Origin of the sequence: Hymenobacter glacialis (genome assembly GCF_001816165.1) — a bacterium.
Taxonomy (GTDB): domain Bacteria; phylum Bacteroidota; class Bacteroidia; order Cytophagales; family Hymenobacteraceae; genus Hymenobacter; species Hymenobacter glacialis.
In genome coordinates this window covers 1-25,662 of sequence record NZ_MDZC01000028.1, presented here as the reverse complement: position 1 = coordinate 25,662, position 25,662 = coordinate 1, and the positions used below count along the sequence as shown (strand labels likewise).

The window sequence follows — 25,662 nt, the reverse complement described above, 5'->3', positions numbered from 1 at the left end:
AGCAGGCCGCACGCAACCCGCGGCGCAAAAGTAGTCCCGCGCAAATCCCACCCGGCTGGGCGGTGCGCCCCTGATGCCAAGAGCCTGCCGCTCGACCCAATTCCGGCCGCCTACCGGGGTCGTACTCCTGCGTCGGAAGCAGGCCACGCACAGAAGTTCAGCGAATACAGCGGAGCCTTACCGGTCCGTGCGTAAGTTTGCGGTCAATTTGCGAGGCGGTTCTCCTGCCCCGCAACGCGCCCAACCCGCTCGTTCATGCTGACTGCCGTACTGCTTTTCCTCCCGCTGGCTGCCGCTTTGCTGCTGCTATTCACCAAGGGAGCCGCCGCCCGTGCCCTGGCCCTGGGTGCCTCGCTTCTCGAATTTGGTTTGGCGGTATACGCCGCTTTCGCCTTCAAAGCCACCGGCACGGGCTCGTTCGACCTCAGCTACGCCTGGATTCCCTCGGCCGGCATCAACTTCCACCTCGGCCTCGACGGCCTGAGTTTGCTGCTGGTGCTGCTCACCACGTTCTTGGTGCCGCTCATTCTGCTGGCTGCCTTCAAGCACAACTACGACAGCCCCTCGACTTTCTACGCGCTGGTGCTGTTTATGCAAACGGGCCTGATTGGCGTGTTTGTCTCGCTCGATGCCTTCCTGTTTTACTTTTTCTGGGAAGTCGCGCTGATTCCGATTTACTTTCTGGCCGGCGCCTGGGGCGGCGAGCGCCGCGTGGCCGTCACCCTCAAGTTTTTCCTCTACACCGTGGTGGGCTCGCTGTTTATGCTGGCCGGCTTCGTATACCTCTACCTGCAAACCGGCCCCGGCGTGGGCTCACTAGCCCAGCACTCCTCGGAACTGTCGGCCTTCTATGCCCTCACGCTGAGCGCATCGGAGCAGTCGTGGCTGTTCTGGCTCATTTTCGCGGCCTTCGCCGTGAAGATGCCCATCTTCCCCTTCCACACCTGGCAGCCAGACACCTACACCGAGGCACCCGCCCCGGCCACCATGCTGCTCTCGGGCATCATGCTGAAAATGGGCATTTATGGCACCATGCGGTGGCTGCTGCCCGTGGTGCCGCTGGGCGTGAGCCAGTGGGGTTTCCTGGTAATTATCCTGGCCGTTATCGGCATTATTTACGGGGCCATCATCGCCATCCGCCAGCAGGATTTGAAGCGGCTCATTGCCTATTCGTCGCTCTCGCACGTGGGCCTGATGGCGGCCGGTGTGTTCTCGCTCACCCAAATCGGCCTGCAGGGCGCGGTGGTGCAGATGCTGGCCCACGGCGTAAACGTGGTGGGCATGTTCTTCGTGGCCGATGCCATTGAGCGCCGCACCGGCACCCGCCACATCCCCGACCTGGGCGGCCTCACCCGCCGCACGCCCATCCTCACGGTATGCTTTCTGGTGATGCTGCTCAGCACCGTGGCCCTGCCCCTCACGGGCGGCTTCGTGGGCGAATTCCTGCTGCTGGCCGGCTTGTACCAGTACAACGCCTGGGTGGGCGCCGTAGCCGGCCTCACCATCATCTTCTCGGCCGTGTACCTGCTGCGCATGTTCCAGCGCGTCATGCTCGGCCCCGATTCCGCTTTCTCCGAAACCATCACCGACCTCACCGGCGGCGAGCTGCTGATACTGGTGCCGCTCATCGTGCTGGTGTTCTGGCTGGGCCTGTTCCCGGGAACGTTCCTGCACCTCTCGGAGCCGGCCGTGACCAACCTGCTGTCGTTGGTAGGGCGCTAACCTGTCATCCTGAATGCAGCGCAGCGAAATGAAGGACCTTATCACGCCAGCGCAGATTTGAAGTAGTAATCCAACGAAGCGACCCTGATAAGGTCCTTCGCAAGCTCAGGATGACAGTACCGCGCTGCCGTTCTGCCTTACGCAAGCCAACATGACTTCCATCATTCTCCTCTCCGTCTTCGGCATCATCAACCTGTTCCTGGGCTTCCTGCGCTCGAACAAGGTGCTGCTGCCCGGAGCCATGCTGCTGCTGCTGATTGTGTTCGGGGTGAACCTGGCCGACTGGGGCCAGGGCACGCAGTCGTTCTACAACAGCATGCTGGTGGTGGACAACTACACGGTGGCCTTCACGGGCATTGTGGTGCTCACCACTCTGGTGCTGCTGCCCTTCTCGCGCAGCTACGTGGTGGCCGGCGAACCCAACCTTGCCGAGTATTACTCCCTGCTGCTCTTCTCGTTGGTGGGTGCTGTGATGATGATAGGTTACAACCACCTCATCATGCTGTTTGTAGGCATTGAAATTCTGAGCGTGAGCATGTACGTGCTGGCCGGCTCCAGCAAGCGCGACGCGCGCAGCAACGAAGCCGCCCTGAAGTACTTCCTGATGGGCGCCTTTGCCACTGGCATTTTGCTCTTCGGGGTCGCGCTGGTTTACGGGGCCACCGGCACCTTCGTGCTGTCGGAACTGAGCACGGCCGTGGCGGCGCCCGCCAATGCCAGCCTGCAGCCCATGCTCTACATCGGCATTCTGATGATGATTATCGGCATCGGCTTTAAAGTATCGGCCGCGCCGTTCCACTTCTGGACGCCCGACGTGTACGAGGGCACGCCCACCTTCTTCACCGCCTTCATGAGCACCGTGGTGAAGACGGCCGGTTTTGCTGCCTTCCTCAAGCTGCTGGCCGTGGCCCTGCCCGGCGCCCAGGGCTTCTGGCTGCCCACCATTCAGGCCATGTGTGCCCTCACGCTGTTGCTGGGCAACGTGGGCGCCGCCGTGCAAACCAGCACCAAGCGCATGCTGGCCTATTCCAGCGTGAGCCACGCCGGCTATCTGCTAATCGGCCTGGTGGCCAGCCGGGGCAACCTCACCGGCGAGGCCGCCAGCGGCATTTTCTTCTACTCCCTGGCTTATTCTGTGGCCACCATCGCCGCCTTTGGCGTGCTGAAACTGGTAGCCGACCACCGCCAGCGCGACGACTACGCCGGCCTTAATGGCCTAGGCAAAACCAATCCGCTGCTGGCGTTCAGCATGACGGTAGCCATGCTTTCGCTGGCCGGCATTCCGCTCACGGGCGGCTTCTTTGGTAAGTTCTTCTTGCTGGCTGCCGCCGTGGGCCAGGGCTACATCGGCCTCGTAGTGTTTGCCCTCGTGATGAGCATGGTGGGCTTGTATTACTACCTGCGTCCCCTCATTGCCATGTACCTGCGCCCTGCAGAAGAAGGCGCCACGCCCGTGCCCGTCGATGGCATCCAGACCGTAACCCTCGCGCTGCTGGCGCTGCTGAGCATCGCCTTGGGCATTGTTCCTGGCTTCTTGAGCGGCATTTTGTAGAAAGGCTACTACACCCCGCATAAACACAAAGCGTCCCCGCCACATCAGGTAGCGGGGACGCTTTATGTTTATGCGGGGTGTAGTAGCTCAAAACAATCTTTGTAAAAAAGCAGTCATGCTGAGCCTGTCGAAGCATCTCTACCGCAGCAGTAAACCTGATTACTCACGCAGTAAAGATGCTTCGACAGGCTCAGCATGACGTTCTAAATTCAGTACGCTTACTCCTGCAAGAGTGCCCAACAGGCGAACTCTCACATCATCGGTACTTGACATCAAACCGCCCGTCGGTAATGTTCACTCTTTTCGTAGTGTCGCTAATACTCGTCAGTGTTCCACTGAAAGTGCCAGCGATGATATGTTGAACCGTATCCAGCGTGGTAATTGTGGTAACTGCTGTACTGCCTACAGGCAAGTAGCTGTATACCGCCCCCGTATTATCGTTATTGAAAACGAACCCACGCACAGCACGTGCACCGCTCCTGCGGGTACTGGCCTGGTACGTTCCGACGCTGGTAAGGCTGTCTATTGTCAGATAGAAACTTTCCTGCACGTCGCGAGCAATCTGGCCAGCACTTATTGTGAAGGTCTTTTTTCCAGTGCTAGGGTGGTAATCTACCCTCAAGTTGTCGCTTTCGCCGCTGGTGTAGGGAAGCCAACCGTAGTTCAGCCACACCCGACCATCAGCAACAAAGCCCAAGGTGTTGGCTCCGGACTGGCTTGCCGCTGGTAGAACAAACTCCGGGGCAGGCTCCCGCTCACACCTGTTCATCATGGCCATCAATGGCATTGCCGTTAACAAGAGAAAAGCACGGACATTCATGGCTTGGTAGTGAAAGGAAGTGAGAGTTGGGAACAAGTTAGGGGTTAGTCGACCACATACCCGCTTCCTTAATGAAAATCCGGCGGTTCAGCTTCAGTTGCGATACGATGAATTCGGCCAGGTCCTCGGGCTGCATCACCTTTTCGGGATTGCCGTCAGTGAGGTTATTTTCCAGCGCCAGCGGCGTTGCCACGGTGCTGGGCGTGAGCGCCGATACGCGGATGTTGTGCTTGCGCACCTCCTGCATCAAGGCTTCGGTGAGGCCGAGGACGGCAAATTTGGAGGCGCTGTAGGCGCTGGTGCCCGCCGCCGCCCGTTGCCCGGAAGTGGAGGAGATGTTGATAATATCGCCAGTCTGACGCGAAATCATGTCCGGCAGCACGGCGCGGGTCACGTAGTAAGTGCCCATCAGGTTTACCTGAATGATGTGCTCCCACTGCTCGGGCTCCATCTCCAGAAACTTAGCGAAGTGGCCAATGCCGGCGTTGTTAATGAGAATATCAATTGAGCCAAGCTCTTTGTGCAGCTGCGCCACGGCCGCGTTTACGGCGGCGCGGTCGGCCACGTCGGCCACGGCCGTAGCGGCGGTGCCCCCGGCGGCGGCAATTTCGGCAGCGAGGGCTTGCAGGTCGCTATCGGTACGGGCCAGCAGGCCCACGTGCACGCCTTCGGCGGCCAGGGCCAGGGCCACGGCGCGGCCAATTCCTTTGCCGGCACCAGTTACCAGCGCGACTTTTCCTTGCAGAGATTCCATAAATACAAAAGTTAATGAGAGCGAAATAGGCTCTAGAACTTCAATACGCAGGAAATGTTAGCGGAGGCGAAGCTTCGCGCCTGGGCGGCCTCTTCCGCTATATTTAGAGCCTATCTCAATAGGCCGTCATGCTCATCTGGCGTCCGCTTGTCGAAGCATCTCTACCGCAGCAGTAAACCCTTCGATTGAATTAGTTACGCGGTAGTGATGCTTCACTACGTTCAGCATGACTGGCTTTTTATCGGCTTATGGACTGTGGTTAATACTTCAGCTTCTTAGTGAAGTCGCCATACATCACCCAATCTTCCCAATTTTTGCGGTGCGGGGCCACCTTGTTGCGCAGGTATTTCTCAATCATGAGGCCAGCGGCCGGGGCGGCGCTGGTGCCCCCAAAGCCGCTGTTCTCGATGAACACCGAAATGGCAATCTGGGGATTGTTGACGGGCGCAAAGCCGGCAAAGGTGGCGTGGTCGAAGCCATGGGGGTTTTGCACGGTGCCGGTTTTACCAGCCACCGAAATGCCAAACTGTGCCAACGACGCCAGGTTGCCGGTGCCGCCGTTGCCGTCTACCACCTGCATCATGCCGGGGATGATGTGCTTGAACAGCGTGGTGTCGATGGCCGTGTAGTGCCGCTCGCGGTACTGGGGCAGCGGCCCGCCGCTGCCGATGCTGCGCACAAAGTGCGGCGTATAATAATAGCCGCGGTTGGCAATGGTGGCCAGCACGTTGGCCATTTGCAGGCCCGTGATGCCGATTTCGCCCTGCCCGATGCTCAGCGAGTACACGTTGCGGTAGCTCCAGCGGTGCTGGCGGTTCTCTTTTTTGTTGAAGAACTTCTTGTCGTAGAATTCCGGCGAAGGAATGAGGCCGCGCTTTTCCTGGCTCATGTCTACCCCCAGCTTTTCACCGAGGCCGAAGGACTTCACCATTTTTTGCCACTGCCCCAGGCCGATGCGGGCGTCGTCGTACTTGTTGGGGGCCTGGCCGCGCACCACGGCCGCCTGCATCACCTGGTAGAAATAGGGGTTGCAGCTTTGCTTGATGGCAATGCTCACGTTGCTGGGCCGCTCGTGGCGGTGGGTGCAGCGCACCAGCTTCTGGTTGCACTCAAATGAAGTATTGGGCGTGACCACCCGCAGCTGCAGCGCCACCAGCTCATTTACCAGCTTAAACACCGAGCCTGGCGGGTAGGTCGCCATCAGCGGCCGGTCAAACAGCGGCCGGTTGGGGTCGTTGAGCAGGGCCATGTAGCGGTTGCCCGAGCCCTTGCCGGACAGCAGCTTGGGGTCGTAGTGCGGGGCCGACACAAAGGCCAGAATTTCGCCCGTTTTGGGGTCGATGGCCACAATGGAGCCGCGCCGGCCGGCCAGCAGCTTCTCGCCGTAAGCCTGCAGCTCGGCGTCGATGCTCAGGTGCAAGTCCTGCCCCGCCACCGAGAGCGTATCAAATTCCCCGTCCCGAAATTTGCCTTTTTCGATGCCGCGCACGTTCACCATCTTGTACTGCACGCCGCGCCGGCCCATCAGCGTTTCCTCGTAGTAGGACTCCAGGCCCGAAATGCCTACGTTTTCGCCGGGGCGGTACTTGGCGTACTTGGGTTTTTCAAGAAATGCCGGCGTGATAGCCCCTACGTAGCCCAGGGCGTGCGCCAGGTTGGGGGTGCGGTAGGCCCGCGCCATGCGCGCCTGGATGCGGAAGCCCGGGAAGTCGCCCAGCCGGTCGGAAATAGCGGCCAGGTCCGGCGTGGTCAGGTTCTGCACCACCGGCGAGGGTTTGTTGCGGGAGTATTTCTTGGCCGCCAACAGGCTGCTGCGCAAGTCTTCGAGGGGAATTTGCAACAGCTCACAGAACCGCAGCGAGTCGAGGCCCTTCACTTCGCGGGGTATCACCATCAGGTCGTACACGGGCGTGTTCTGCACCAGCAGCTCGTTTTTGCGGTCGTAAATCAGGCCCCGATACGGCGTCTGCACCAGGCGTTGCAAGGTGTTTCGGTCGGCGGCCAGCTTATAGGTACCGTCCAGCACCTGCATGAAAAACAGCCGGGTGAGGAAGATGAGGGCCACCACCAGAAAGATGCCCTTCACGATATACTTACGGCCTTCCAGGTATTGCATTTCTTGTTCATTTGTCATCCTGAGCCTGCGAAGGACCTTATCACGTAGGCGTCGGGTTGGCTTACTGCAAATCGTGCTGCGGTGATAAGGTCCTTCGCAGGCTCAGGATGACAGTCACTATTACCACTAATTACGCCCGCGGCGCACGGGGAAGAACAGCAGCTGCACAATCAACAGCGCAAGGCTGGTAAAGAGTGCACTGACGAGCATTTTTCCCATGGTGAGCCCCAAGTGGCGGAAACTGCCGAGTTCCAGCAGGAAAAAAGCCGCGTGGTGCAGCATTACCAGCAGAGCCAGGTACACACCAAACCACTGCCAGCCCATTTGGTGCACGTTCACCGAGTCGGCGCTATCGTAGCCGTCGCGCGGTGTGAGCAGCCGCAGCACCCAGGGCCGCAAAAAGCCCAGCAGCACCGCCGCCGCCGCGTGCAGCCCGCCCGTGTCATAAAAGATATCAACGGTGAGACCCAGGCCAAACGATAGCAGCAGCTGCACCACAATGGGCGTGCCGATGGGCAAAAACAACAGAAAACCCAGGTAGAAAAAACACCACCCCAGGTCGAACAGCACCAACCGGCTAATCAGCAGCACGTGCACGCCCACGTAAAGGCCGAAGCGTAGTATCTGAACGAGTAAAAACCGGAGGCCGCTCATGGACGCGGGGCTCCTTCCCGTGGCATGCCCGAGCGGGCTTCTACGGTGTCGCGCTCGGCTTTGGCCCGGCTGGTCACCACGTACACGTAGGTTAGATTAGCAAAATTGACCCCCAGTTTCACACGCACGGTCCAGAAATTTTTGTCGGGTTCTTTTACAAATGAATCGATGGTGCCAATAAAAACTCCTTCCGGAAACACCGTATTGTAGCCCGACGTCACCACCGTGTCGCCCTTCACCAGCCGGGTTTCGCGCAGCACGTTGTCGAGCGTGGCATGCATGGGGTCGTCGCCCAGCCAGCGGACGGTTCCGAAGGTGCCATCGCGCTTGATTTTGGAAGAGATGCTGGTTTTGGAATTCAGCAGACTCGTGACCGTGGCGTAATGCTCGGTCACCACTTTCACCCGGCCCACTACCCCATTCGCCGCTATCACTCCCAGGCCGGGGCGCACGCCATTGGCACTGCCCACGTTCAACGTAAGGTAGTTATCCACATTTCGAAGCATATTGTTGATAACCCGGGCTGGCATGAGTGGATAACCCGGGTCGCGGGCCGCAATTGCCTGCTGCCCCAGCAGCAACGTATCGGGCCGCGCGGCGGGGCGCTGGTACCGAACCCGCCGTAGCGAATCGGTGCGAGCCGGGGGCAGGGCCACCGAATCGGCTTCGCGCCCCGTGGTATCCGGCGGGTACAGCTGCTGCCGCAGGCTGGCGTTCTCCACAGCCAGCTGCTGGTTCATTTCCACCAGCTGGAAGTAGTCCGTTATTTGCATGCGGCGCTCCAATACCACGCCGGTGTATTTATTAGCCGAATTAAAAAAAGCCGCCCGCTGATACGAATTGTTGGTAATAAATAAATACAGACTTACTACTTCCAACAAGCCAAAAATCAACGCCCCGCGAAAGCGAAATAGGAAAAGAAATAAATTCCGCACGGAGGTTTATTAATTAATTCAAGTAGCAGAACGACCGACAAAAGAACGTCATGCTGAGCTTGCCGAAGCATCTCTACTGCACAAGCAATTCATGTACTGCTGCAGTAGAGATGCTTCGACTTCGCTCAGCATGACGGGCCTTTTCCTGTTCTAAACTTACGTTAACAGCACGCCCTTATATGCCTGAATGTCCTTAATGGCCTTGCCGGTGCCGCGCACTACGGCGCGCAATGGGTCCTCGGCAATGTGAATGGGCAGCTTGGTTTTGGCGGCCAGGCGCTTGTCCAGGCCGCGCAGCAGCGCGCCACCACCGGTGAGGTGAATGCCGTTTTCGTAAATATCAGCCGACAGCTCGGGGGGCGAAATTTCGAGGGCTTTCAGTACAGCTTCTTCGATTTTAGCCACCGATTTATCGAGGGCGATGGCAATTTCGGAAAAGGTTACTTTAATTACTTTCGGAATGCCCGTCATCAGGTCGCGGCCGCGCACTTCGTGGTCGGGTGGCGGCACGTCGAGCTCGGTGAGAGCGGCCCCTACTTCAATCTTGATGCGCTCAGCCGAACGCTCACCGATGAGCAGGTTGTGCTGCCGGCGCATGTAGTCCAGAATGTCCTGGTTGAAGACGTCGCCGGCGGTCTTTATGCTTTGGTCGCACACAATGCCCGACAGAGCGATAACGGCAATTTCGGTGGTGCCGCCGCCGATGTCAATTATCATCGAGCCCACGGGCTGCTGCACGTCGATGCCGATGCCGATGGCCGCGGCCATAGGCTCCTGAATCATCCAGACTTCCTTGGCCCCGGCGTGCTCGGCTGAGTCCCGCACGGCGCGTTTCTCTACTTCGGTAATGCCCGAGGGGATGCAGATGACCATGCGGTGCGAAGGCTGAAACAGCCGGTTCCGCGTGTCAATCATCTTAATCATGCCCTTTATCATTTCCTCGGCGGCGTGGAAATCGGCAATTACCCCGTCCTTCAGTGGGCGGATGGTGCGGATGTTATCGTGTGTTTTCTCGTGCATCTGCTGGGCCTGGCGGCCCACGGCGATGACTTTGTTGGTGGTGCGGTCTTTGGCAATGATGCTCGGCTCATCCACCACGATTTTGTCGTTGTGAATGATGAGCGTGTTAGCCGTACCCAGGTCAATGGCTATATCGCTGGTAAGGAAATTAAAGAAACCCATTGAGTTAGCTGCAATAAGGCGAAGCCCCGGCGTTAGCCCGGGCAAAATAATGGGCAAAGGTACGGAAGGTTTGGGCGGGGCTTAATTATAACTTCCGGGCCGCCCCACACTCCCCTCCTTTTTTAAGGAGGGGACGCTTAGGCAAAGCCTAAGCTGGGGTGGTTGCACTCATTGAACGACACCCGAACAATTATCACCTGGCTTGTTCAGCCATCGTTCAACGAGTGCAACCACCCCAGCCAGCGCTTTGCGCCGGCATCCCCTCCTTAAAAAAGGAGGGGAGTTCGCTGTTCTGCCTAGTGCTTGAAGTGGCGCACGCCGGTGAGCACCATGGCCATGCCCAGCTCGTCGCAGGCGCGGATGCTGTCGGCATCCTTAATAGAGCCGCCGGGCTGCACCACGGCGCGGATGCCGGCGGCGGCGGCAATTTCCACGCAGTCGGGGAAGGGAAAAAAGGCGTCGGAGGCCATCACGGCGCCGTGCAGGTCGAAGCCGAAGGCGCGGGCCTTCTCAATGGCCTGGCGCAGGGCATCGACGCGGGACGTCTGGCCCACGCCCGAAGCCAGCAGCTGGCCGGCGCGGGCCAGCACGATGGTGTTGCTTTTGGTGTGCTTGCAGATTTTGCCGGCAAACTCCAGGGCCGTCGTTTCCTCATCAGTAGGGGCCGACTGCGTAACGGTGCGGAAATCGGCAGGGCCTTCGCTCTGGCGGTCGGCATCCTGCTCGATGAAGCCGTTGAGGAGGGTTTTGACCTGCTTCGGGGCGAATGCTACCGGCTTTTGCAGGAGCAGAATGCGGTTTTTCTTGCTTTGCAGCACCGGCAGGGCATCAGCTGCGAAGCTGGGCGCAATCAGCACCTCAAAAAACAGCTGGTTAAGCTCGGCCGCCGTGGCGGCGTCCACTTCCCGGTTCATGATGATGACGCCGCCGAATGCCGAGGTTGGGTCGCAGCTGAGGGCGTTCACGTAGGCGTCGCGCAGGGTGGCGGCCTGGGCCACGCCGCAGGCGTTGGTGTGCTTGAGGATGGCGCAGGCGGGCTGGCCTTCGGCAAATTCGGCCATCAGGGCCACAGCGGCGTCCACGTCTACCAGGTTGTTGTAGCTGAGTTGCTTGCCGTGCAACTGGTCAAACAGCGCGGTGAGGTCGCCGTAGAATGTGCCGGCCTGGTGGGGGTTCTCGCCGTAGCGCAGGGGCGTGGCGGGCTGGGCACTCACGCGCAGGGCCGTGCCGGCCACGGCGGTATCCTGGGCGAGGTAACCGAAAATCTCGGTGTCGTAATGCGAGGTGGTGGCGAAGGCGGCGGCGGCATAGTGGCGGCGGTCTTCGAGGTCGGTGGCGCCATTTTTGGCGGTCAGCAGCTCGGCCACGGCCTCGTACTGGTCGCGGCTGCTGACGACGAGCACGTCGCGGTAGTTCTTGGCGGCGGCGCGCAGCAGCGAAATGCCGCCGATGTCGATTTTCTCGATGACATCGGCTTCGTCGGCACCGCTGGCTACGGTTTCTTCGAAGGGGTACAGGTCTACCACCACCAGGTCGATAGGCGGAATGCCGTGCTGCTCGGCCTGGGCGAGGTCGGCTTCGTCGTGCCGGCGGTGCAGGATGCCGCCGAATACTTTCGGGTGGAGGGTTTTCACGCGGCCGCCAAATACCTCGGGAAAGCTGGTCAGGTCTTCCACGGCGGTTACTTCGGCGCCTTCGTCTTCCAGGAATTTCTGGGTGCCACCGGTAGAATACAGCGTGACGCCGTGCTGCCGCAGCACCTGCACCAGGGGCGCCAGCCGGTCTTTGTGATACACGGAAAGCAACGCAGCGCGAATAGGACGTGACGACATAAAAAGGGGGCGAGTAAGCAGGGCACCATTGCCGCCGCAAAGGTACGGGCCCACCCCGCCGGGGACCTAGCCCAACCAGTACGGAATTGTGACTTCGCACTCGCACCGCTGGCAATTGGGCCATTGCGGAACACTGAGGGCTATTTTTCAGTATAGCGTATTCCTTTCCGCCTGTTTCCTGAGTGTATGTCGGCCGCCTTTCTACTTCCTGTCAATGCAGAACCCCAAACAACCGTTGAGCTGGCTGAGTCGGTGATTACGCCAGACTTTCCCCGGCCGCTGGCCAGCCCCGCGCAAGCCGAAGCGGCGGCGGCCCGGCTGGCGCCCCGGCTCTTTGCGCAGGCCGGCGAAACCGATGTAGTGGGCGCGTTTCCGACCCAGGAATTTGACTGGCTGCGCGCGGCGGGCCTGCTCACGGCCGGGCTGCCCACCAGCCTGGGCGGGGCCGAGCTACACAAGCCAACCGCTACGCATTCACTCCTAAAAGTATTGCAGCACATCGGGCGCGGCAACCTGGCCGTGGGCCGGGTTTTCGAAGGTCATTTTAACGCCCTGCAACTCATTCAGCAGCTGGGCACCGCGGCGCAGGTGGCGAGCTACGCGGCCGATGCCCGCGCCGGGCGGTTATTTGGCGTCTGGAACACCGAAATCCCAATCGAAGGCGTGCACCTGGAGCCGCTGGCCAATGGCCGCTACCGCCTGCGCGGCGCCAAAACCTTTGCCTCCGGTGCGGGCCACGTGGCCCGGCCCCTCATCACGGGCGCCTACCCGATGGGCAGGGCTGGCAACTGTTTGTGCTGCCGGCCGATGCCCAGCCGCCGGTGCTGGACTCTTCGTTTTGGCGGCCGCTGGGCATGCGGGCGTCGGCCAGTTTCCGGGCCGACCTGACCGGGCTGGAGCTGGGACCCGAGGACCTGATTGGACCACCCAATGCTTACTACCGGCAGCCCGGGTTCAGCGGCGGTGCCATTCGGTTTGCCGCCGTGCAGCTGGGCGGGGCCGAAGCCGTATTTGAGGAAACCCGGAGCTTCCTGCGCGGCCTGGGCCGCACCGACGACCCCTACCAGCGCCAGCGGCTGGGCGAAATGGCCATTGCCCTGGAAAGCGGCCGTCAGTGGCTGCATGGCGCGGCCAACCACGCCGCCCGCCCGGGAGCCGCCACCGAAGAAGGGGCCGAAGCCACCGTGGCTTACGCCAACATGACGCGCACGGCCATCGAAACCATTAGCCTCGACATGCTGCAGCGAGCAGAGCGGTGCGTGGGCGCCCGCGGCCTGCTGCAGCCCCTGCCCTTCGAGCGCCTGCACCGCGACCTGACGCACTACCTGCGCCAGCCCGCCCCCGATGGCGCCCTGGCCGATGTTGGTCGGTTTGTGCTCGATGGCAAGAATTTCGAAGCCTAACTTCCGAGAATCCAGCTGCCGATGTCGTCTGAAACCGCCCTACCATTTTCCGCTTACCCTATTAGAGAAGCTGGCTTTGTAGCCAGCCTGGGCGCTACCGTAGTCATTGCCCCGCACCCTGATGATGAAGCCCTGGGCTGCGGCGGGCTGCTGGCCCTGCTGCACCAGACGGGCACGCCCGTAGCGGCGGTGTTGGTGAGCGATGGCAGCATGTCGCACCCCGCTTCCGAGCTGTTCTCCGGCCCGGCCCGCCGGGCAGTTCGGGAGGCGGAATTCCGGCACGCCCTGACTATTCTGGGGGCTGATGTGCAGGAGCCGCTTTTGCTGGGACTGCCCGACGGCCAGGTACCTGGTTCACCGGAGGAGCCTGGCTTCGTGGCGGCGGTAGCTCAGCTGCGCGAGTTCCTGGAGCGCCAGCAGGCGGCTACGGTGGTGGTTTCGTGGCGACGCGACCCGCACCCCGACCACCGCGCTACCAGCCGGCTGGTGCAGGCAGCCCTGGCCGGCATGGCGGCAGCCCCGCGCCGCCTCGAATACGTGGTGTGGGCCTGGGAGCGCGCCGCCCCGGACGACTTGCCTACGGACGCTGATAACGTGACCGGGTTTCGGCTGGATATCGGGGCGGTGGTGGTGCAGAAGCAGCGGGCCATTACGGCGCACCGTTCGCAGGTGGCGCCGGGGGTGTTTACGGACGACCCGGCCGGCTTTCTGCTCTCAGAGGAGATGCTGGCGCATTTTAGTGGTCCGTACGAAGTCTTTTTTGAAGCCCTTTCAGTATGAATGAAAACCAGCCCAACACCTTGCCGCCGGAGTATTTCGACCAGGTGTACCAAGCCAACCGCGACCCGTGGGGTTTTGAAAGCCGCCCCTACGAGCGAGAAAAATATACGGCCACCCTGGCGGCGCTGCCGCGCCCGCACTACCCAGAGGCGTTTGAGATTGGCTGCTCGCTAGGGGTGCTCACGGAGCAGCTGGCCAGGCGCTGCGGCCACCTGCTGGCCGTGGACGTGAGCGAGGCCGCCCTGGCGCAAGCCCGGCAGCGCTGCGCGGGCCTGCCGCACGTGGCGGTGCAGCGCATGCAGGTACCCGAGGAGCTCCCGGAAAAGCAGTTCGACCTGATTCTGGTATCGGAAGTGGGCTACTACTGGTCAGCAGCCGATTTGGCGCTGGCCGCCGACCGCCTCATCGGCCGGCTGCTGCCGGGCGGCCAGCTCCTGCTGGTGCATTGGACGCCCCCGGTGCACGACTACCCCCTGACGGGCGACGATGTGCACGCGCTTTTTCTCGCCAAAGCCGGGGACGGTGGCCCGTTGCGCCACCTGGCCGGGCAGCGCCACGAAACCTACCGCCTCGACCTGCTGGAAAAACGCTAGCAGGCATTGAATTGAGGGAGTACAATCCATCAAAGAATAACCACAGCTGGTGGGTAGCTTTGCTCCATTGGTGAGCCTGGCGTTGCGGGCGTGGCCGTTGCCACCGTGTTGCGCACTTGTGGGCAGCCTTACTTAGCCCCTGCTTTTCTATGCGTTTTCTTCTTCTCGCCGCGTTGCCCCTGGCCTTGCCGGTGGCCGTGCAGGCCCAGGTTCCCACCGCCGGAAACTCCACGCTGGCCCCGCTCACCGTTGAAAAAATCATGCGCGAGCCGGCGCAATGGATGGGTGCCTCGCCATCGAACGTGTATTGGGGCGAGGATGGCAAGCGCATCTACTTTAGCTGGAACCCCGAAAAGGCGCGGCGCGACTCGCTCTACAGCGTGGCGCCGGATGGCGGTAAGCCGCAGAAAATTAGCCTGCGCGAACAGCGTGCCCTGCCCGCCAGCCGCGGGCAGTACGACCAGCGCCGCGCCCGCAAGGTGTATGAGAAAGACGGCGACATCTACCTGCTGGACCTAAAAACCCAACGCGCCCGGCGCGTGACCAACACTGCCGAACGCGAAACCGAGGCCGATTTTGCGCTGCTCGACCGCGTGGTGAGCTACACCCGCGGCGGCAACCTCTTTACCTGGGACCCCGCCACCGGCGAAACCACCCAGCGCACCGACTTCCGGCGTGGCCCCCGGCCGGCGGGCACCGACCTCAGCCCGGCCGAGAAGTCCCTCAAAGCCGGGCAAATGGCGTTGTTTGAAGTGATTCGGCAGCGCGACCAGGACGTGAAGGCCCGCGAAAAGCAGCAAAAGGCGTTGGCCCAGCTGCGGCCCAAAGCCATTTACCTGGGCGCTAAAACGATAGAAAACTTGCAGCTCAGCCCCGACGGCCGGTTTGTGACCTACTCCATTCAGGCGGCGCCCGACAAGCAGAAGGTGGCCATTGTGCCCAGCTTCGTCACGGCTTCGGGCTTTACAGAAGATATTTCGACCCGCACCAAAGTGGGTGCCACCCAGACGGCCTACGAAATGGGCATCTACGACATTGGGCGCGATACCACGTTTGTGCTGGGCTATAAGGAGCTAAAAGGACTGGATGAACTGCCGGCCTACCGCAAGGAATACCAGTTGCAGGCCAAAGCCCCGCAACCAGCCGACAGCACCAAGGCCAAGAAAGAAAAGAAGCCCACCGAAACCCGCCGGATAACTCCCTTCCGCCCGGTGTGGTCGGACAATGGCCAGCGGGCATTTCTGGTGATGCGCGCCGCCGACAACAAGGACCGGTGGCTGGTGTCGCTGGACCCCGCCACCCAGAAAATCAGCCTGCTGGACCGGCAGCGCGACGAGGCCTGGATTAGCGGGCCCGGTATTGGCAACGGCGCGGGCAACGTGGGCTGGCTGGCCGACAACCGCCGGGTGTGGTTCCAGAGCGAGGAGTCGGGCTACTCCCACCTTTACACCGTGGACGTGACCACGGGCCAGAAAAAGGCCCTCACCAGCGGCAAGTTTGAGGTGCAGCAGGCCCAGCTCAGCCAGGACAAGAAAACCTGGTACCTCAGCACCAACAAGACCAACCCCGGCGAGCAGCAGTTTTTCCGGATGCCGGTAGAAGGCGGCGCCCTCACCCAAATCACCACCAAGCCCGGCGCCAGCGAAGTCACGCTCTCGCCCGACGAGAAGACCCTGGCCGTGCGCTACAGCTATGCCAACAAGCCCTGGGAGCTGTACGTGATGCCCAACAAGACCGGCGCGGCCATGCGCCAGCTCACCCGCTCCACCACCGCCGAGTTTGAGAGCTACCCCTGGCGCGACCCGGAGATTATTACCATAAAAGCCCAGGACGGGGCCGACGTGTACGCGCGGCTGTACCGGCCGGCCACGCCGCAGGCCCAGGGCCCGGCCGTGATTTTTGTGCACGGCGCGGGCTACCTGCAAAACGCGCACAAGTGGTGGAGCAGCTATTCCCGCGAGTACATGTTCCACAACCTGCTGGTAGACAAGGGATACACGGTACTCGACATCGACTACCGGGGCTCGGCCGGCTACGGCCGCGACGTGCGCACGGGCATCTACCGCTACATGGGCGGCAAAGACCTGTCCGACCACGTGGACGGCGCCAAGCTGCTGGCCGAGAAATACGGCGTTAGCCCGCAGCGCATCGGCATTTACGGCGGCAGCTACGGCGGCTTCATCACGCTCATGGCCATGTTTACCCAGCCGGAAGTATTCAAGGCCGGGGCCGCCCTGCGCTCGGTAACCGACTGGGCGCACTACAACCACGGCTACACCGACAACATCCTGAACGAACCCTACCAGGACAGCATCGCCTACGCCCGCTCCTCCCCCATCAACTACGCGGCCGGGCTGAAAGGCGCGCTGCTCATGTGCCACGGCATGGTGGATACCAACGTGCACTTCCAGGACATTGTGCGCCTCACGCAGCGGCTCATCGAGCTGAAAAAGGAGAACTGGGAGCTGGCCGTGTACCCCGTAGAAGACCACGGCTTCGTAGAGCCCAGCTCCTGGACCGACGAGTACAAGCGCATCCTCAAGCTATTTGAAACCAACCTGAACCCTGGTGGCATGCCACCTTCGGGCTTGAAAACGGAAAAATAAGCACCGCTGCAATGGGGCTTGGGTACCCGTGCAGAAGTAACCAAACGAAAAAAGAACGTCATGCTCACCTGGCGTCCGCGCAGCCGAAGCATGACGTTCTAAATTCAGTACGCTTACCTCTGCACGAGTACTTAACCTAGGAACGTAGTCGCTCAAACATGATAAGGTCCTCCGCTACGCTCAGGATGACCAACGAAGCGGTAGAGATGCTTCGGCAGGCTCAGCATGACCGCCTTTTTTGCTGCGGTTGCCTTTGCCTGACAACTTAAAAATGCGCCAGCAGCTGTGGTACTGACGCGGCCCGGCGGGTAGCCTGCGCCGGCTTGATGAGCAGTGGCAGCTCCCGCAACGCCCGCGACAGCGGCACGAGCGCCACGGTAGTGCCCGGAGCGGTGGCTGCTACATTCTCCCACAGTTCGCCAAAGCTGGTTGCTTGCTGTACCTGGGCTTGCAGCGCTGAGGCCGCCAGTCCCAGGCGCGTGGCTAATGCCTGGTTGCACTGCATGGCCCGGCGGCCCCAGTACGCCCGCAATTGGCGCCGCACCTGCCACAGGGCGGCCAGTTGGTGGGGGCATTCCACGTGCGGCTCGCGGTAGTGTTGGCTCATGTTCAGCCACTCGCGCAGCTGCCACGACAGGCCCACTTCTACCCGCCCCTCCCGGCGCGCCGAAGTGAGCACCTGCACGTACGGGCTGTGGCGCACTCGCAAATCGTGGCGGCGCAGGGCCTGGCACAAGGCTTCATCTTCCAGAAAACGAACCTCGGGCAGGCCGCCTACCCGGCGGTAGGCGCGGGTGGTGAGGGCCAGGCTGGCACCGAAGTGCTGGTAATGGCGCGGCCACGGGTCGGCCGGGCTGGGGTCAATCAGGCTTTCGAGCCGGGCGCACAGCAGGCGGTAGGCAGTGTCGCGGGTCTGCAGGCGACGCAGGGGCAGCAGCTCCTCCCCGCTTATCTCACTGTGGATACGGCCGCCCACGGCATCGGCCCCGGCCGCTATTTCGGCCTGAATGGCGGCCAGCCAGGTGGGAGCCACGCAGGTGTCGGCATCGGTGCTGGCGATGATGGCGTCGGGCGCGCCCACCTGCTCCAGGCGCGCGCAGGCCTCGTCCATGAGCAGGCGGCGGGCCCGGCCCACGTGGGCCCTGGCCGGCGGGAGGCACAACTCGGCTACGTGCAGCACCAGCTGCGGGAAAAGCCGCGCATGCTGGCGCACCACGGCGGCCGTGGCATCGGTGCAGTTATTGGCCAGCACAATCACCTCGAAGCAGCCGGCGGGCAGCGGCTGGCCGTGGGCATCGGTTTGGGAAGCCAGGGCGGCCAGGGTGGCCGGCAGGTTGAGGGCCTCGTCTTTGGCCGGGATGATGACGCTCGCTCGCAGCTCGGCGCGGGGCGGCGGCAGCTGCCGGTGCACCCGCGCCGCATCGCGCCCCCGGCGCGGGGCCGCAGGCGAAAGGCAGGCTGATGGAGACGGGGTAGAAGCAGTAGCTTCGTGAGAGCCGATAAAGCGGGCAGGCGCAGCGTGGTTCATCGGAGCCGTGTACGGTCGGCCCGATTAGAAAGATAGTGGCACGGGTACCCTGAGGCCACTTTTCCAGGCTTATCCTCAACCGTGGCAATCAGCTTTTATTCTGATGCCCAACCCATTTGAGAAATTCGGGTTGCCTCAAAATATCTCAAGTAGTCGTGTAAATGCATCCGTGGCAAGAAACGGCGTCAGGCTCGGCATGACGTTCCATATCAATATGATTACTTACACGCAAAAAGGCTCCCCTGAGATATCAGAGGAGCCTTTTGTGTGTAATGGCTGCTGGTGCAGTAGGCTTAGAATGCTTCGCCGATGGCGAAGAGAATGCCGGGCTTGCTGCCGGTGCCGCCCGCGTAGTCAAGCCGCAGGTTGAGCCGGTCGCGCCGCACGAAGTTGAAGCGGATGCCGGCGCCGCCGGCGTACTTGGTTTGGTTGAGGCTGAACTTGTCGATGTAGTTGCTCACGTTGCCCACGCTGCCAAACACGGCGCCGTCGAAGCGCCAGAACAGCTTCTGGCGCAGCTCGGCCTGGAAGGTCACCATCTGGCGGTCGCGGAAACGCTGCTCGTAGATGCCGCGCATCAGGTTGGCGTTGTTGTAGAGCGTGCCGCCCAGGTTGGCGCCCACGCCGGCCAGCTCCCGAAAGGGCACATCGCCGGTGTGGAACTGCCCCAGGAACTGCATGGCCAGAATGGTGCGCTCCGAAAACACCGGCTGAAAGTGGCGGGCATCGAGCTGGTAGCGCACAAAGCGGTAGTCGGAGCCCAGGCCGGAGCCGTTGAACATCACGCTCGCATCGAGCAAATTGCCCCGGAAAGCCGCCAGTGGCACGTCGCGGGTGTCGTAGCTAATAACCGGGCCCAGGCCCGATACGCGCGTGTCTTCGCGCTGGCGGGGCGTCACGCGGGGGTCGCGCAGCAACACGTTTACGTTGGTGCCCACGGCGTCTACCGTGCCGGCCGGAATCTCGATGTCGCGCATACCGGTGAAGCGGTACTGGGCGCCAAAGAACAGCTTGGGGGCCACCTGCTTCTGCAGGCGCTGGTTGACGATGAAGAGTTTGTAGGCCGTCTCCGACTCGTCGTTGCTGCTGCTGCGCGGCCCCGTGCCGTAGTAGTAGAGCAGGATGTCGTAGGCGCTGATTTCGCCGTTGAGGTAGAATTTCTCACCGGGCGTGTACACCGTGTGCACCAGCTGAATGAGCGACTGCTTCTTCTGGGTCTGCCAGTACTGCACCCGGATGTTGGAAGGCCGCGTGAGGGTGTCGTCGGAGAAGCGGCCGCTCAGCAAGCCGCCCAGGCCGTAGCCCAGGCCGGTTTCGGCCTGGAAGAAAAGCACGGGAATGGGCAGAATGGTGATGCGCTTGGGCTTGACGTCGGCAGCAGGGGTGCTGGGGGCAGCGGCCGCTACAGTGGCCGTATCGGGCGGGGCTACGGATTGAGCGGCGGCAGTAAAAGCCAGCCCTGCCAGGGCGAGGGCTGCGAAGGGGAAGCGCATGTGAAGGGGGTAAAATCTTTTGATTGAGCTAACAACGGATTCCGCCTGCTTTCGGTTGGCAAGCAGCGCGGCAATTGCTCCGGAAGCCTTGTCTTTTGGGAACTTGGCCCTGGGCTAGTCCAGGTGCAGGCGCTTCACTACGTGGCCGCGGCCCAGGTGCTCGGCTACCAGCTCGGCGGCGTCGGCGGGGCGCACGTTGCCATACACGGTGCCTTCGGGATACACGATGAGCGCGGCGCCGGGGCCTTTTTTGCACTGCTTGCACAGGTCCAGGCAGTTGCAGGTCTGCACCTGCGTGCGCCATTTTTCCCCGGCTATTACCTGGCTTTTCAGGCCCTGCTGCTTCAGCTCTTTTTTCAGGGCGCGGGCCACGTCTTCCCCCACTTCCGATTTTTGTTTCACGCACACAAACAGGCGGCGGTCCTTGCTCATACCAATGCTAAAAGTTGCTGGGCCCGGCCGGCCGGGCTCACGCCGGCCCGTGCCAGTGCCGGTTTTGCAGCTTATACGCAGCCAGCTCGCGGTTCGACCACAGCGTTTGGTACAGTTGCTGGTCGCGAAGCAGTTGCGGGTCTTTTTCCATAAAGCCAAGCAACTCCTGCAGCAATTCCACCGCCTCTGGCTTTAGGGCGTAGTACATCCAGTTGTCGAGCCGGCGCACGCTCACCAGGCCGGCGTTTTTTAAGTACGATAATTGCCTACTGGTTTTGGTCTGGGTGAAATCCAGCACCTGCTCCAGGTCGGCCACCACCATTTCGCGGTTGCGCCACAGCAAATGCAGGATGCGCACCCGGCTTTCATCGCCCAGGGATTTAAAAAGTTGCTGGCCAAAAGCAACCGTGAAATGTTTCAAACGCATCTGCTATATGGAAAGTAGGCGGAACCGCCGGGTGCTTTCCGCCCAAAGTTACCATCGGCCCCGAACCCGGTACCGTATATTTGTACTACCCCCTCTGAATATGCCTGATTTCTTGCGCTTTCGTCGCTTCTCTTTGTTTTTTGCCGTGGCCCTGCTGGGCGTGCTGCTGCTGACGGCGCCCTCGGCGCAGGCCCAGGGCAACCGCAGGGTGATTCAGTTCACCGGCATTGTGGCCAGCGGCGACAGCCTGCTGGGCGTGCCCGGCGCCACCATCTACGTGCCCAAGGCCGGGCGCGGCACGTCGTCCAACGCCTACGGCTACTTCTCCATGGCCGTGCTGGCTGGCGACAGCGTGGTGATTCGCTCGCTGGGCTACACCAACCAGACCATCCAGATTCCGGCCGATTTCCAGCGCCAGAGCTACTCCGTTATCATCCAGATGCAGGAAGACGCCACCATGCTGGGGGAGGTGCGCGTGTTCCCTTACACCACCGAGCGTGACTTCAAGCGGGCGTTTCTGGCGCTGCAGCTACCCACCGAGCGCGGCAGCGCCGCGGCGGCCAACCTCAACGAGCAGCTCATGCGCCGCATTTTCAACACCCAGCCCATGGGCGCGGTGGCCAACTTCCGCCAGACCATGGACCGGCAGCAGTACGACTACAACGCCCGCCAGGGCATGGGCCCGTCGCGCTATTCCAACAACCCGCTGCTCAACCCCTTCAGCTGGCTGCAGCTCATTCAGCAGGTGAAAAAGGGCGAGTTCAAGAAGAAGGACAACGACGACTACGACTATTAAGGGCATCGGCCGTCAGCGTCTGTCATCCTGAGCCTGCGAAGGACCTTATCACGCCTGACCTGCACTTGTTCGATAAAAACCTAAACGGTCAAATGCGGACGTCAGATAGCACGGCAGTATTCGCTGCGGCAACATCTACAGGGCTTTCCGGGTAAAGCAAGGGTTAACTCACGCTTTTCTTTATGGATACCAACCTTCCCGTTTCGTCGCTCCCGCGCGTGGTCATCATCGGCTGCGGCTTTGGGGGCTTGCGCCTGGCCAAATCCCTGCGCCATGCCCCGGTGCAGGTGGTGGTGGTAGACCGCAACAACTACCACAATTTCCAGCCCCTGCTCTACCAGGTGGCCACTGGCGCACTGGAGGCCGACAGCATAGCCTACCCCATTCGCAAGATTTTTGCGGGCCAGAAGAACTTCTTCTACCGCATGGCCGACGTGGAGCAGGTGGACCCGGCCACCAACACCCTGCGCACCAGCGTGGGCAGCATTCGCTACGACTACCTGGTGCTGGCCACCGGCTCGCTCACCAATTTCTTCGGCCTGGAAAGCATCGAGCGCAACGCCATGCAGATAAAGAGCATTCCGAATGCGCTGAACCTGCGGAGCTTCATTTTCCAGAATTTCGAGAAAGCCCTGCTCACCGACGACCCCGCCGAAAAGCAGGCCCTGATGAACATTGTGGTGGTGGGCGGCGGCCCCACCGGCGTAGAAATCAGCGGCTCGCTGGCCGAGATGCGCAAGCACGTGCTGCCCAAAGACTACCCGGAGCTCGACCTGCGGGCCATGCAGATTTTCCTGGTTGAGGCCGGGGCCGAGCTGCTGGGACCCATGTCGAAGGCTTCGCAGGCCGATGCCAAGCGCTACCTGGACGAGCTGGGCGTGCTGGTGAAGCTCAACACGTCCATCAAGAAATTCGAGGATAACCGGGCCTATTACTCCGAAACCAAGTTTATCCCCACCGAAAACCTGGTGTGGGCTGCTGGCGTGAACGGCGCCGAAGTGCCCGGCCTGCCCCCGGAGGTGGTGGCCCGCAACAAGCGCATCACCGTGAACCGCTGGAACCAGGTGGAGGGCCAGGCCCACATCTTCGCCATCGGCGACGTGGCCAACATGGTGACCGACGACATGCCCCGCGGCCTGCCCATGCTGGCGCCCGTGGCCCAGCAGCAAGCCGAACACCTGGCCGAGAACCTGCTGCGCCTGTTGCGCGGCGAAACCCCCAAGGACTTTGCGTACAAAAACAAGGGCTCCATGGCCATTGTGAGCCGCAACAAAGCCGTGGTGGACCTGCCCGGCAACGTGCATTTCAACGGCATCTTTGGGTGGGCCACCTGGCTGTTTGTGCACCTGATGACGCTGGTAGGCTTCCGCAACAAGGTGGTGGCCTTCGTGGACTGGGCCTTCAGCTACTTCAGCTCCGACCAGGCCCTGCGCCTCATCATCCGTCCCTTCAGCCGCCGCGACGTGAAGGACGACAAGGGCAAGAAAAGCGCCGAGCACCGCACCGCTACGCCCGAGTACAACCCCACGCCGCCCGCTATTCAGACGCCGGCAGCTTCCTAAGTAGTGGCGCAGATGCAACCGCAGCAGAAATGGCGGTCATGCTAAGCTTGTCGAAGCATCTCTACTTCATTGGTAATCAGATTACTGCTGCGGTAGCGATGCTTCGACAAGCTCCGTATGACGGCCTAAATTCAGTACGCCTGCTTCTGCATCAGTACGTAGCTACCCTCTGAAGCCGCCTTGTTCACCCACCTCTCAAAGGCCCGATGCGCTTGTACGCATCGGGCCTTGCTGTTTTACCTATATAGTAGTTTACAAAGAATATTTTACAGATTTACAGAATTTGTCATGTTTTTTAATAATTTTTTAATAAGCGGAAAAATTAAAATTTTTTGCTGCATTGTTTAATATATCTTTGTAATCTATAATTTTAGAGAGATTATATTATCTCCAGTCAAGCTCCTCCGTACCATTTGGGACACCCGTTTTTTTCTCTTCTAAAACTCAATGCTTTTTATCTAAACCTTTTTTCAACACCCACCGTATGAAAGAGATTTTACTTTTTGCAAAGCGGGTAACGCACTTCAGGGCCTACGGGGTCCTGCTGTTGGTACTCGTCAGCTTGTTCAGTTCTCTGGGAACTGCATATGCTCAAACAGGCACTACCGCCACAAGTGCGGCAACTGTTTACACCGATAAGCCGGACTATCGGCCGGGTGATGTGGTGATTATAGAAGGCGATGGGTGGAAGGCAGACGAGCAGGTCAAGCTTGATATTGACCACTCTACCGTTTCCCATGGTAATACCGTGTTATATGCCACTGCTGATGTGAATGGGCATATTTACAATAATCAGTTTGTTATTCAGCAAATTCACTTAGGCGAGTCCTTCACACTTCTAGCGACGGGTCTGACTTCAGGGCTTACAGCGCAGACTGATTTTACAGATGGGAACGCAAATAGTGGTGATGGTTTAATGACTGTGTCGCCAAACAACAATGTTGTTGCGGGTAGCAGTGGACAATCATTTACGTTTAACTTTTCGATTCCGAACGGTAATACATTCCTCCCTTCGTCACAAGTCAAAGTAGAAGTCCCAAGTGGATGGACAATTCCTAGCGTTTCGCCAGGAGCAGGTTACATACAGATAACCACCCTGAATGGTGCTGCCGCTACCGTTAGTAGTTCGACTGGCTCCAATGGTATATTTATCGATTTCTCTATCAGTAACGGAGGCAGTTTTGCATTTACTTATACTGGAGTGACAGTACCTTCGACGACAGGTGCTAATACTTTTACCACCAGTTCTAAGCAGGGCCCAAACACAAAAACTAACCCAACGACAACCTATACTTTTTCAACTCTTACTACAAGTCCTACTATAACTGTAAGCGCACCATCCTGTACAGCACCCATAGTTAACGGCCAGCCGGCGAATCAATCGGGCAATTATGGCACCAACGCATCTTTTACTGTTGCGGCATCCGGGACAGGTACATTGAGCTACCTGTGGCAGGTTAGTACTGATGGGGGCTCGTCATGGAACAGCGTCTCCAACGGAGGCATCTATTCGACTGCGACTACTGCATCATTAACTTTGACCAAGCCTCCTGTGTCCAGCAATGGCTACAAGTACCGTTGTGTAGTTACCAATACCTGTGGTACTGCAACTTCTAATGGAAATGCAGCACTGACTGTGATAGCCAAGGCCGTGACCGTGGCCGGGGTAACCGCCCAGAACAAAGCCTACGACGGCGGCCTGGCCGCTTCGCTCAATACGGCTTCGGCCACGCTCACCGGCGTGGTATCGGGCGAGAGCGTGACGCTGACCTCGACCGCAACGGCCACCCCGTCGGTGCCCGCGGCCGCCTTCGCCAGCAAGAACGTGGCCGACGGCCTGGCCGTGACCGTGACCGGCCTGGGCCTGTCCTCCACCAACTACGCCCTGACCCAGCCCACGGGCCTGACGGCCAACATCACGGCCAAGGCCCTGACCATCGCCCTGACCGACGCGGGCAAGCAATACGACGGCAACACGACCGCCGCCGGCGCCACGGCCATCCTGGCCACGACCAGCGGCCTGGTGACCGGTGACGACGTGACGGTTTCGGCCAGCAACGGCGTGTACAGCTCCAAGAACGTGGGGTCGCGCACCGTGACCGCCGACGTGGCCAAGGCCGGCGCGGATGCCGGCAACTACACAGCCAACACGAGCGCCACGACCACGGCCAGCATCACGGCCAAGGCCCTGACCATCGCCTTGAACCCGGCCAACAAAGAGTACGACGGCACCCGCACGGTGGCTTCGCCCTCGGCCTTCCTGGACGCGGCCACCAGCGGGCTCGTCGCCAACGACAAAGTCGAGGTTAGCGCCAGCAATGGCACGTTTGACACCAAGCGCGTGGGCACGGGCAAGACGGTGACGGCCACGGTGGCCATCAACGCCCCGAACGCCACCACCAACGTGGACGCCGGCAACTACTCGCTGGCCAACGTTAACGCCTCGGCCACCAACGCGGCCTCCTACATCACGGC

General features: G+C 60.7%; 21 protein-coding genes. 10 read left to right on the top strand and 11 right to left on the bottom strand.

The genetic code is table 11. The features are described from left to right. Positions 1-255: 255 nt before the first annotated feature. Positions 256-1,722: a complex I subunit 4 family protein gene (locus BEN48_RS03170; RefSeq protein WP_070732863.1), complete on the top strand. Its 1,467-nt coding sequence runs from the start codon at positions 256-258 to the stop codon at positions 1,720-1,722. Between the two features lie 151 nt (positions 1,723-1,873). Further along, positions 1,874-3,274 (top strand): NADH-quinone oxidoreductase subunit N, encoded by a 1,401-nt coding sequence (locus BEN48_RS03165; protein ID WP_070732861.1) that lies wholly within the window; start codon positions 1,874-1,876, stop codon positions 3,272-3,274. Positions 3,275-3,530: 256 nt separating this feature from the next. Here BEN48_RS03165 and BEN48_RS03160 read toward each other — a convergent pair whose 3' ends face one another. From BEN48_RS03160 to purH, 7 genes are all read right to left on the bottom strand, one after another. Next, a complete protein-coding gene (locus BEN48_RS03160) occupies positions 3,531-4,094 on the bottom strand; it encodes a hypothetical protein (protein ID WP_070732860.1) in 564 nt (187 codons plus the stop codon). A 37-nt stretch (positions 4,095-4,131) separates the two neighbouring features. Next, positions 4,132-4,848 (bottom strand): 3-ketoacyl-ACP reductase, encoded by a 717-nt coding sequence (locus tag BEN48_RS03155; protein WP_070732859.1) that lies wholly within the window; start codon positions 4,846-4,848, stop codon positions 4,132-4,134. A gap of 259 nt (positions 4,849-5,107) precedes the next feature. Beyond that, on the bottom strand, positions 5,108-6,964 hold the full coding sequence (mrdA, locus tag BEN48_RS03150) for a penicillin-binding protein 2 (protein WP_070732857.1): 1,857 nt from the start codon (positions 6,962-6,964) through the stop codon (positions 5,108-5,110). 126 nt (positions 6,965-7,090) lie between these two features. Beyond that, positions 7,091-7,618, bottom strand: coding sequence for a hypothetical protein (locus BEN48_RS03145; RefSeq protein WP_070732855.1), 528 nt, complete (start codon positions 7,616-7,618; stop codon positions 7,091-7,093). Then, positions 7,615-8,553 carry a rod shape-determining protein MreC gene (mreC, locus tag BEN48_RS03140; protein ID WP_070732853.1) on the bottom strand — a complete coding sequence of 313 codons (939 nt, stop codon included), beginning with the start codon at positions 8,551-8,553 and terminating at the stop codon, positions 7,615-7,617. The genes BEN48_RS03145 and mreC overlap by 4 nt, the downstream gene beginning before the upstream one ends. A gap of 156 nt (positions 8,554-8,709) precedes the next feature. Beyond that, on the bottom strand, positions 8,710-9,735 hold the full coding sequence (locus BEN48_RS03135; protein ID WP_070729623.1) for a rod shape-determining protein: 1,026 nt from the start codon (positions 9,733-9,735) through the stop codon (positions 8,710-8,712). Between the two features lie 296 nt (positions 9,736-10,031). Further along, positions 10,032-11,567 (bottom strand): bifunctional phosphoribosylaminoimidazolecarboxamide formyltransferase/IMP cyclohydrolase, encoded by a 1,536-nt coding sequence (gene purH / locus BEN48_RS03130; protein ID WP_070732851.1) that lies wholly within the window; start codon positions 11,565-11,567, stop codon positions 10,032-10,034. A gap of 186 nt (positions 11,568-11,753) precedes the next feature. On the opposite strand from purH, the gene BEN48_RS18385 reads away from it, so the two are divergent. The 5 genes from BEN48_RS18385 to BEN48_RS03110 all read left to right on the top strand — a co-directional run bounded on the left by BEN48_RS18385 (position 11,754) and on the right by BEN48_RS03110 (position 16,949). Further along, positions 11,754-12,455 (top strand): acyl-CoA dehydrogenase family protein, encoded by a 702-nt coding sequence (locus BEN48_RS18385; RefSeq protein WP_094122919.1) that lies wholly within the window; start codon positions 11,754-11,756, stop codon positions 12,453-12,455. Further along, on the top strand, positions 12,422-12,970 hold the full coding sequence (locus tag BEN48_RS18380; RefSeq protein WP_094122918.1) for an acyl-CoA dehydrogenase family protein: 549 nt from the start codon (positions 12,422-12,424) through the stop codon (positions 12,968-12,970). Before BEN48_RS18385 ends, BEN48_RS18380 begins: the two co-directional genes overlap by 34 nt. Positions 12,971-12,991: 21 nt before the next feature. After that, positions 12,992-13,750, top strand: a complete 759-nt coding sequence (locus BEN48_RS03120; protein ID WP_070732849.1) for a PIG-L deacetylase family protein — start codon at positions 12,992-12,994, stop codon at positions 13,748-13,750. Next, complete coding sequence (locus BEN48_RS03115; protein WP_070732847.1) at positions 13,747-14,343, top strand: class I SAM-dependent DNA methyltransferase; 597 nt, start codon at positions 13,747-13,749, stop codon at positions 14,341-14,343. The genes BEN48_RS03120 and BEN48_RS03115 overlap by 4 nt, the downstream gene beginning before the upstream one ends. A 149-nt stretch (positions 14,344-14,492) precedes the next feature. Further along, a complete protein-coding gene (locus BEN48_RS03110; protein WP_070732846.1) occupies positions 14,493-16,949 on the top strand; it encodes a S9 family peptidase in 2,457 nt (818 codons plus the stop codon). Positions 16,950-17,214: 265 nt separating this feature from the next. Here BEN48_RS03110 and BEN48_RS03105 read toward each other — a convergent pair whose 3' ends face one another. The 4 genes from BEN48_RS03105 to BEN48_RS03090 all read right to left on the bottom strand — a co-directional run bounded on the left by BEN48_RS03105 (position 17,215) and on the right by BEN48_RS03090 (position 20,829). Continuing rightward, on the bottom strand, positions 17,215-18,477 hold the full coding sequence (locus BEN48_RS03105) for a glycosyltransferase (protein WP_070732844.1): 1,263 nt from the start codon (positions 18,475-18,477) through the stop codon (positions 17,215-17,217). A gap of 293 nt (positions 18,478-18,770) precedes the next feature. After that, entirely contained in the window at positions 18,771-19,970 is a 1,200-nt protein-coding gene (locus tag BEN48_RS03100) for a BamA/TamA family outer membrane protein (RefSeq protein WP_070732841.1), read from the bottom strand. A gap of 114 nt (positions 19,971-20,084) precedes the next feature. Beyond that, complete coding sequence (locus BEN48_RS03095) at positions 20,085-20,402, bottom strand: (2Fe-2S) ferredoxin domain-containing protein (protein WP_070732839.1); 318 nt, start codon at positions 20,400-20,402, stop codon at positions 20,085-20,087. 37 nt (positions 20,403-20,439) lie between these two features. After that, complete coding sequence (locus BEN48_RS03090) at positions 20,440-20,829, bottom strand: ArsR/SmtB family transcription factor (protein ID WP_070732837.1); 390 nt, start codon at positions 20,827-20,829, stop codon at positions 20,440-20,442. A gap of 100 nt (positions 20,830-20,929) precedes the next feature. Between BEN48_RS03090 and BEN48_RS03085 the strand changes: the two genes are divergently transcribed. From BEN48_RS03085 to BEN48_RS03075, 3 genes are all read left to right on the top strand, one after another. Beyond that, positions 20,930-21,625 (top strand): carboxypeptidase-like regulatory domain-containing protein, encoded by a 696-nt coding sequence (locus BEN48_RS03085; RefSeq protein ID WP_070732835.1) that lies wholly within the window; start codon positions 20,930-20,932, stop codon positions 21,623-21,625. Between the two features lie 182 nt (positions 21,626-21,807). After that, a complete protein-coding gene (locus BEN48_RS03080; protein WP_070732834.1) occupies positions 21,808-23,187 on the top strand; it encodes an NAD(P)/FAD-dependent oxidoreductase in 1,380 nt (459 codons plus the stop codon). A gap of 1,636 nt (positions 23,188-24,823) precedes the next feature. After that, positions 24,824-25,662: YDG domain-containing protein (locus BEN48_RS03075; RefSeq protein ID WP_206599806.1), on the top strand; the 839-nt coding region annotated here is incomplete at its 3' end.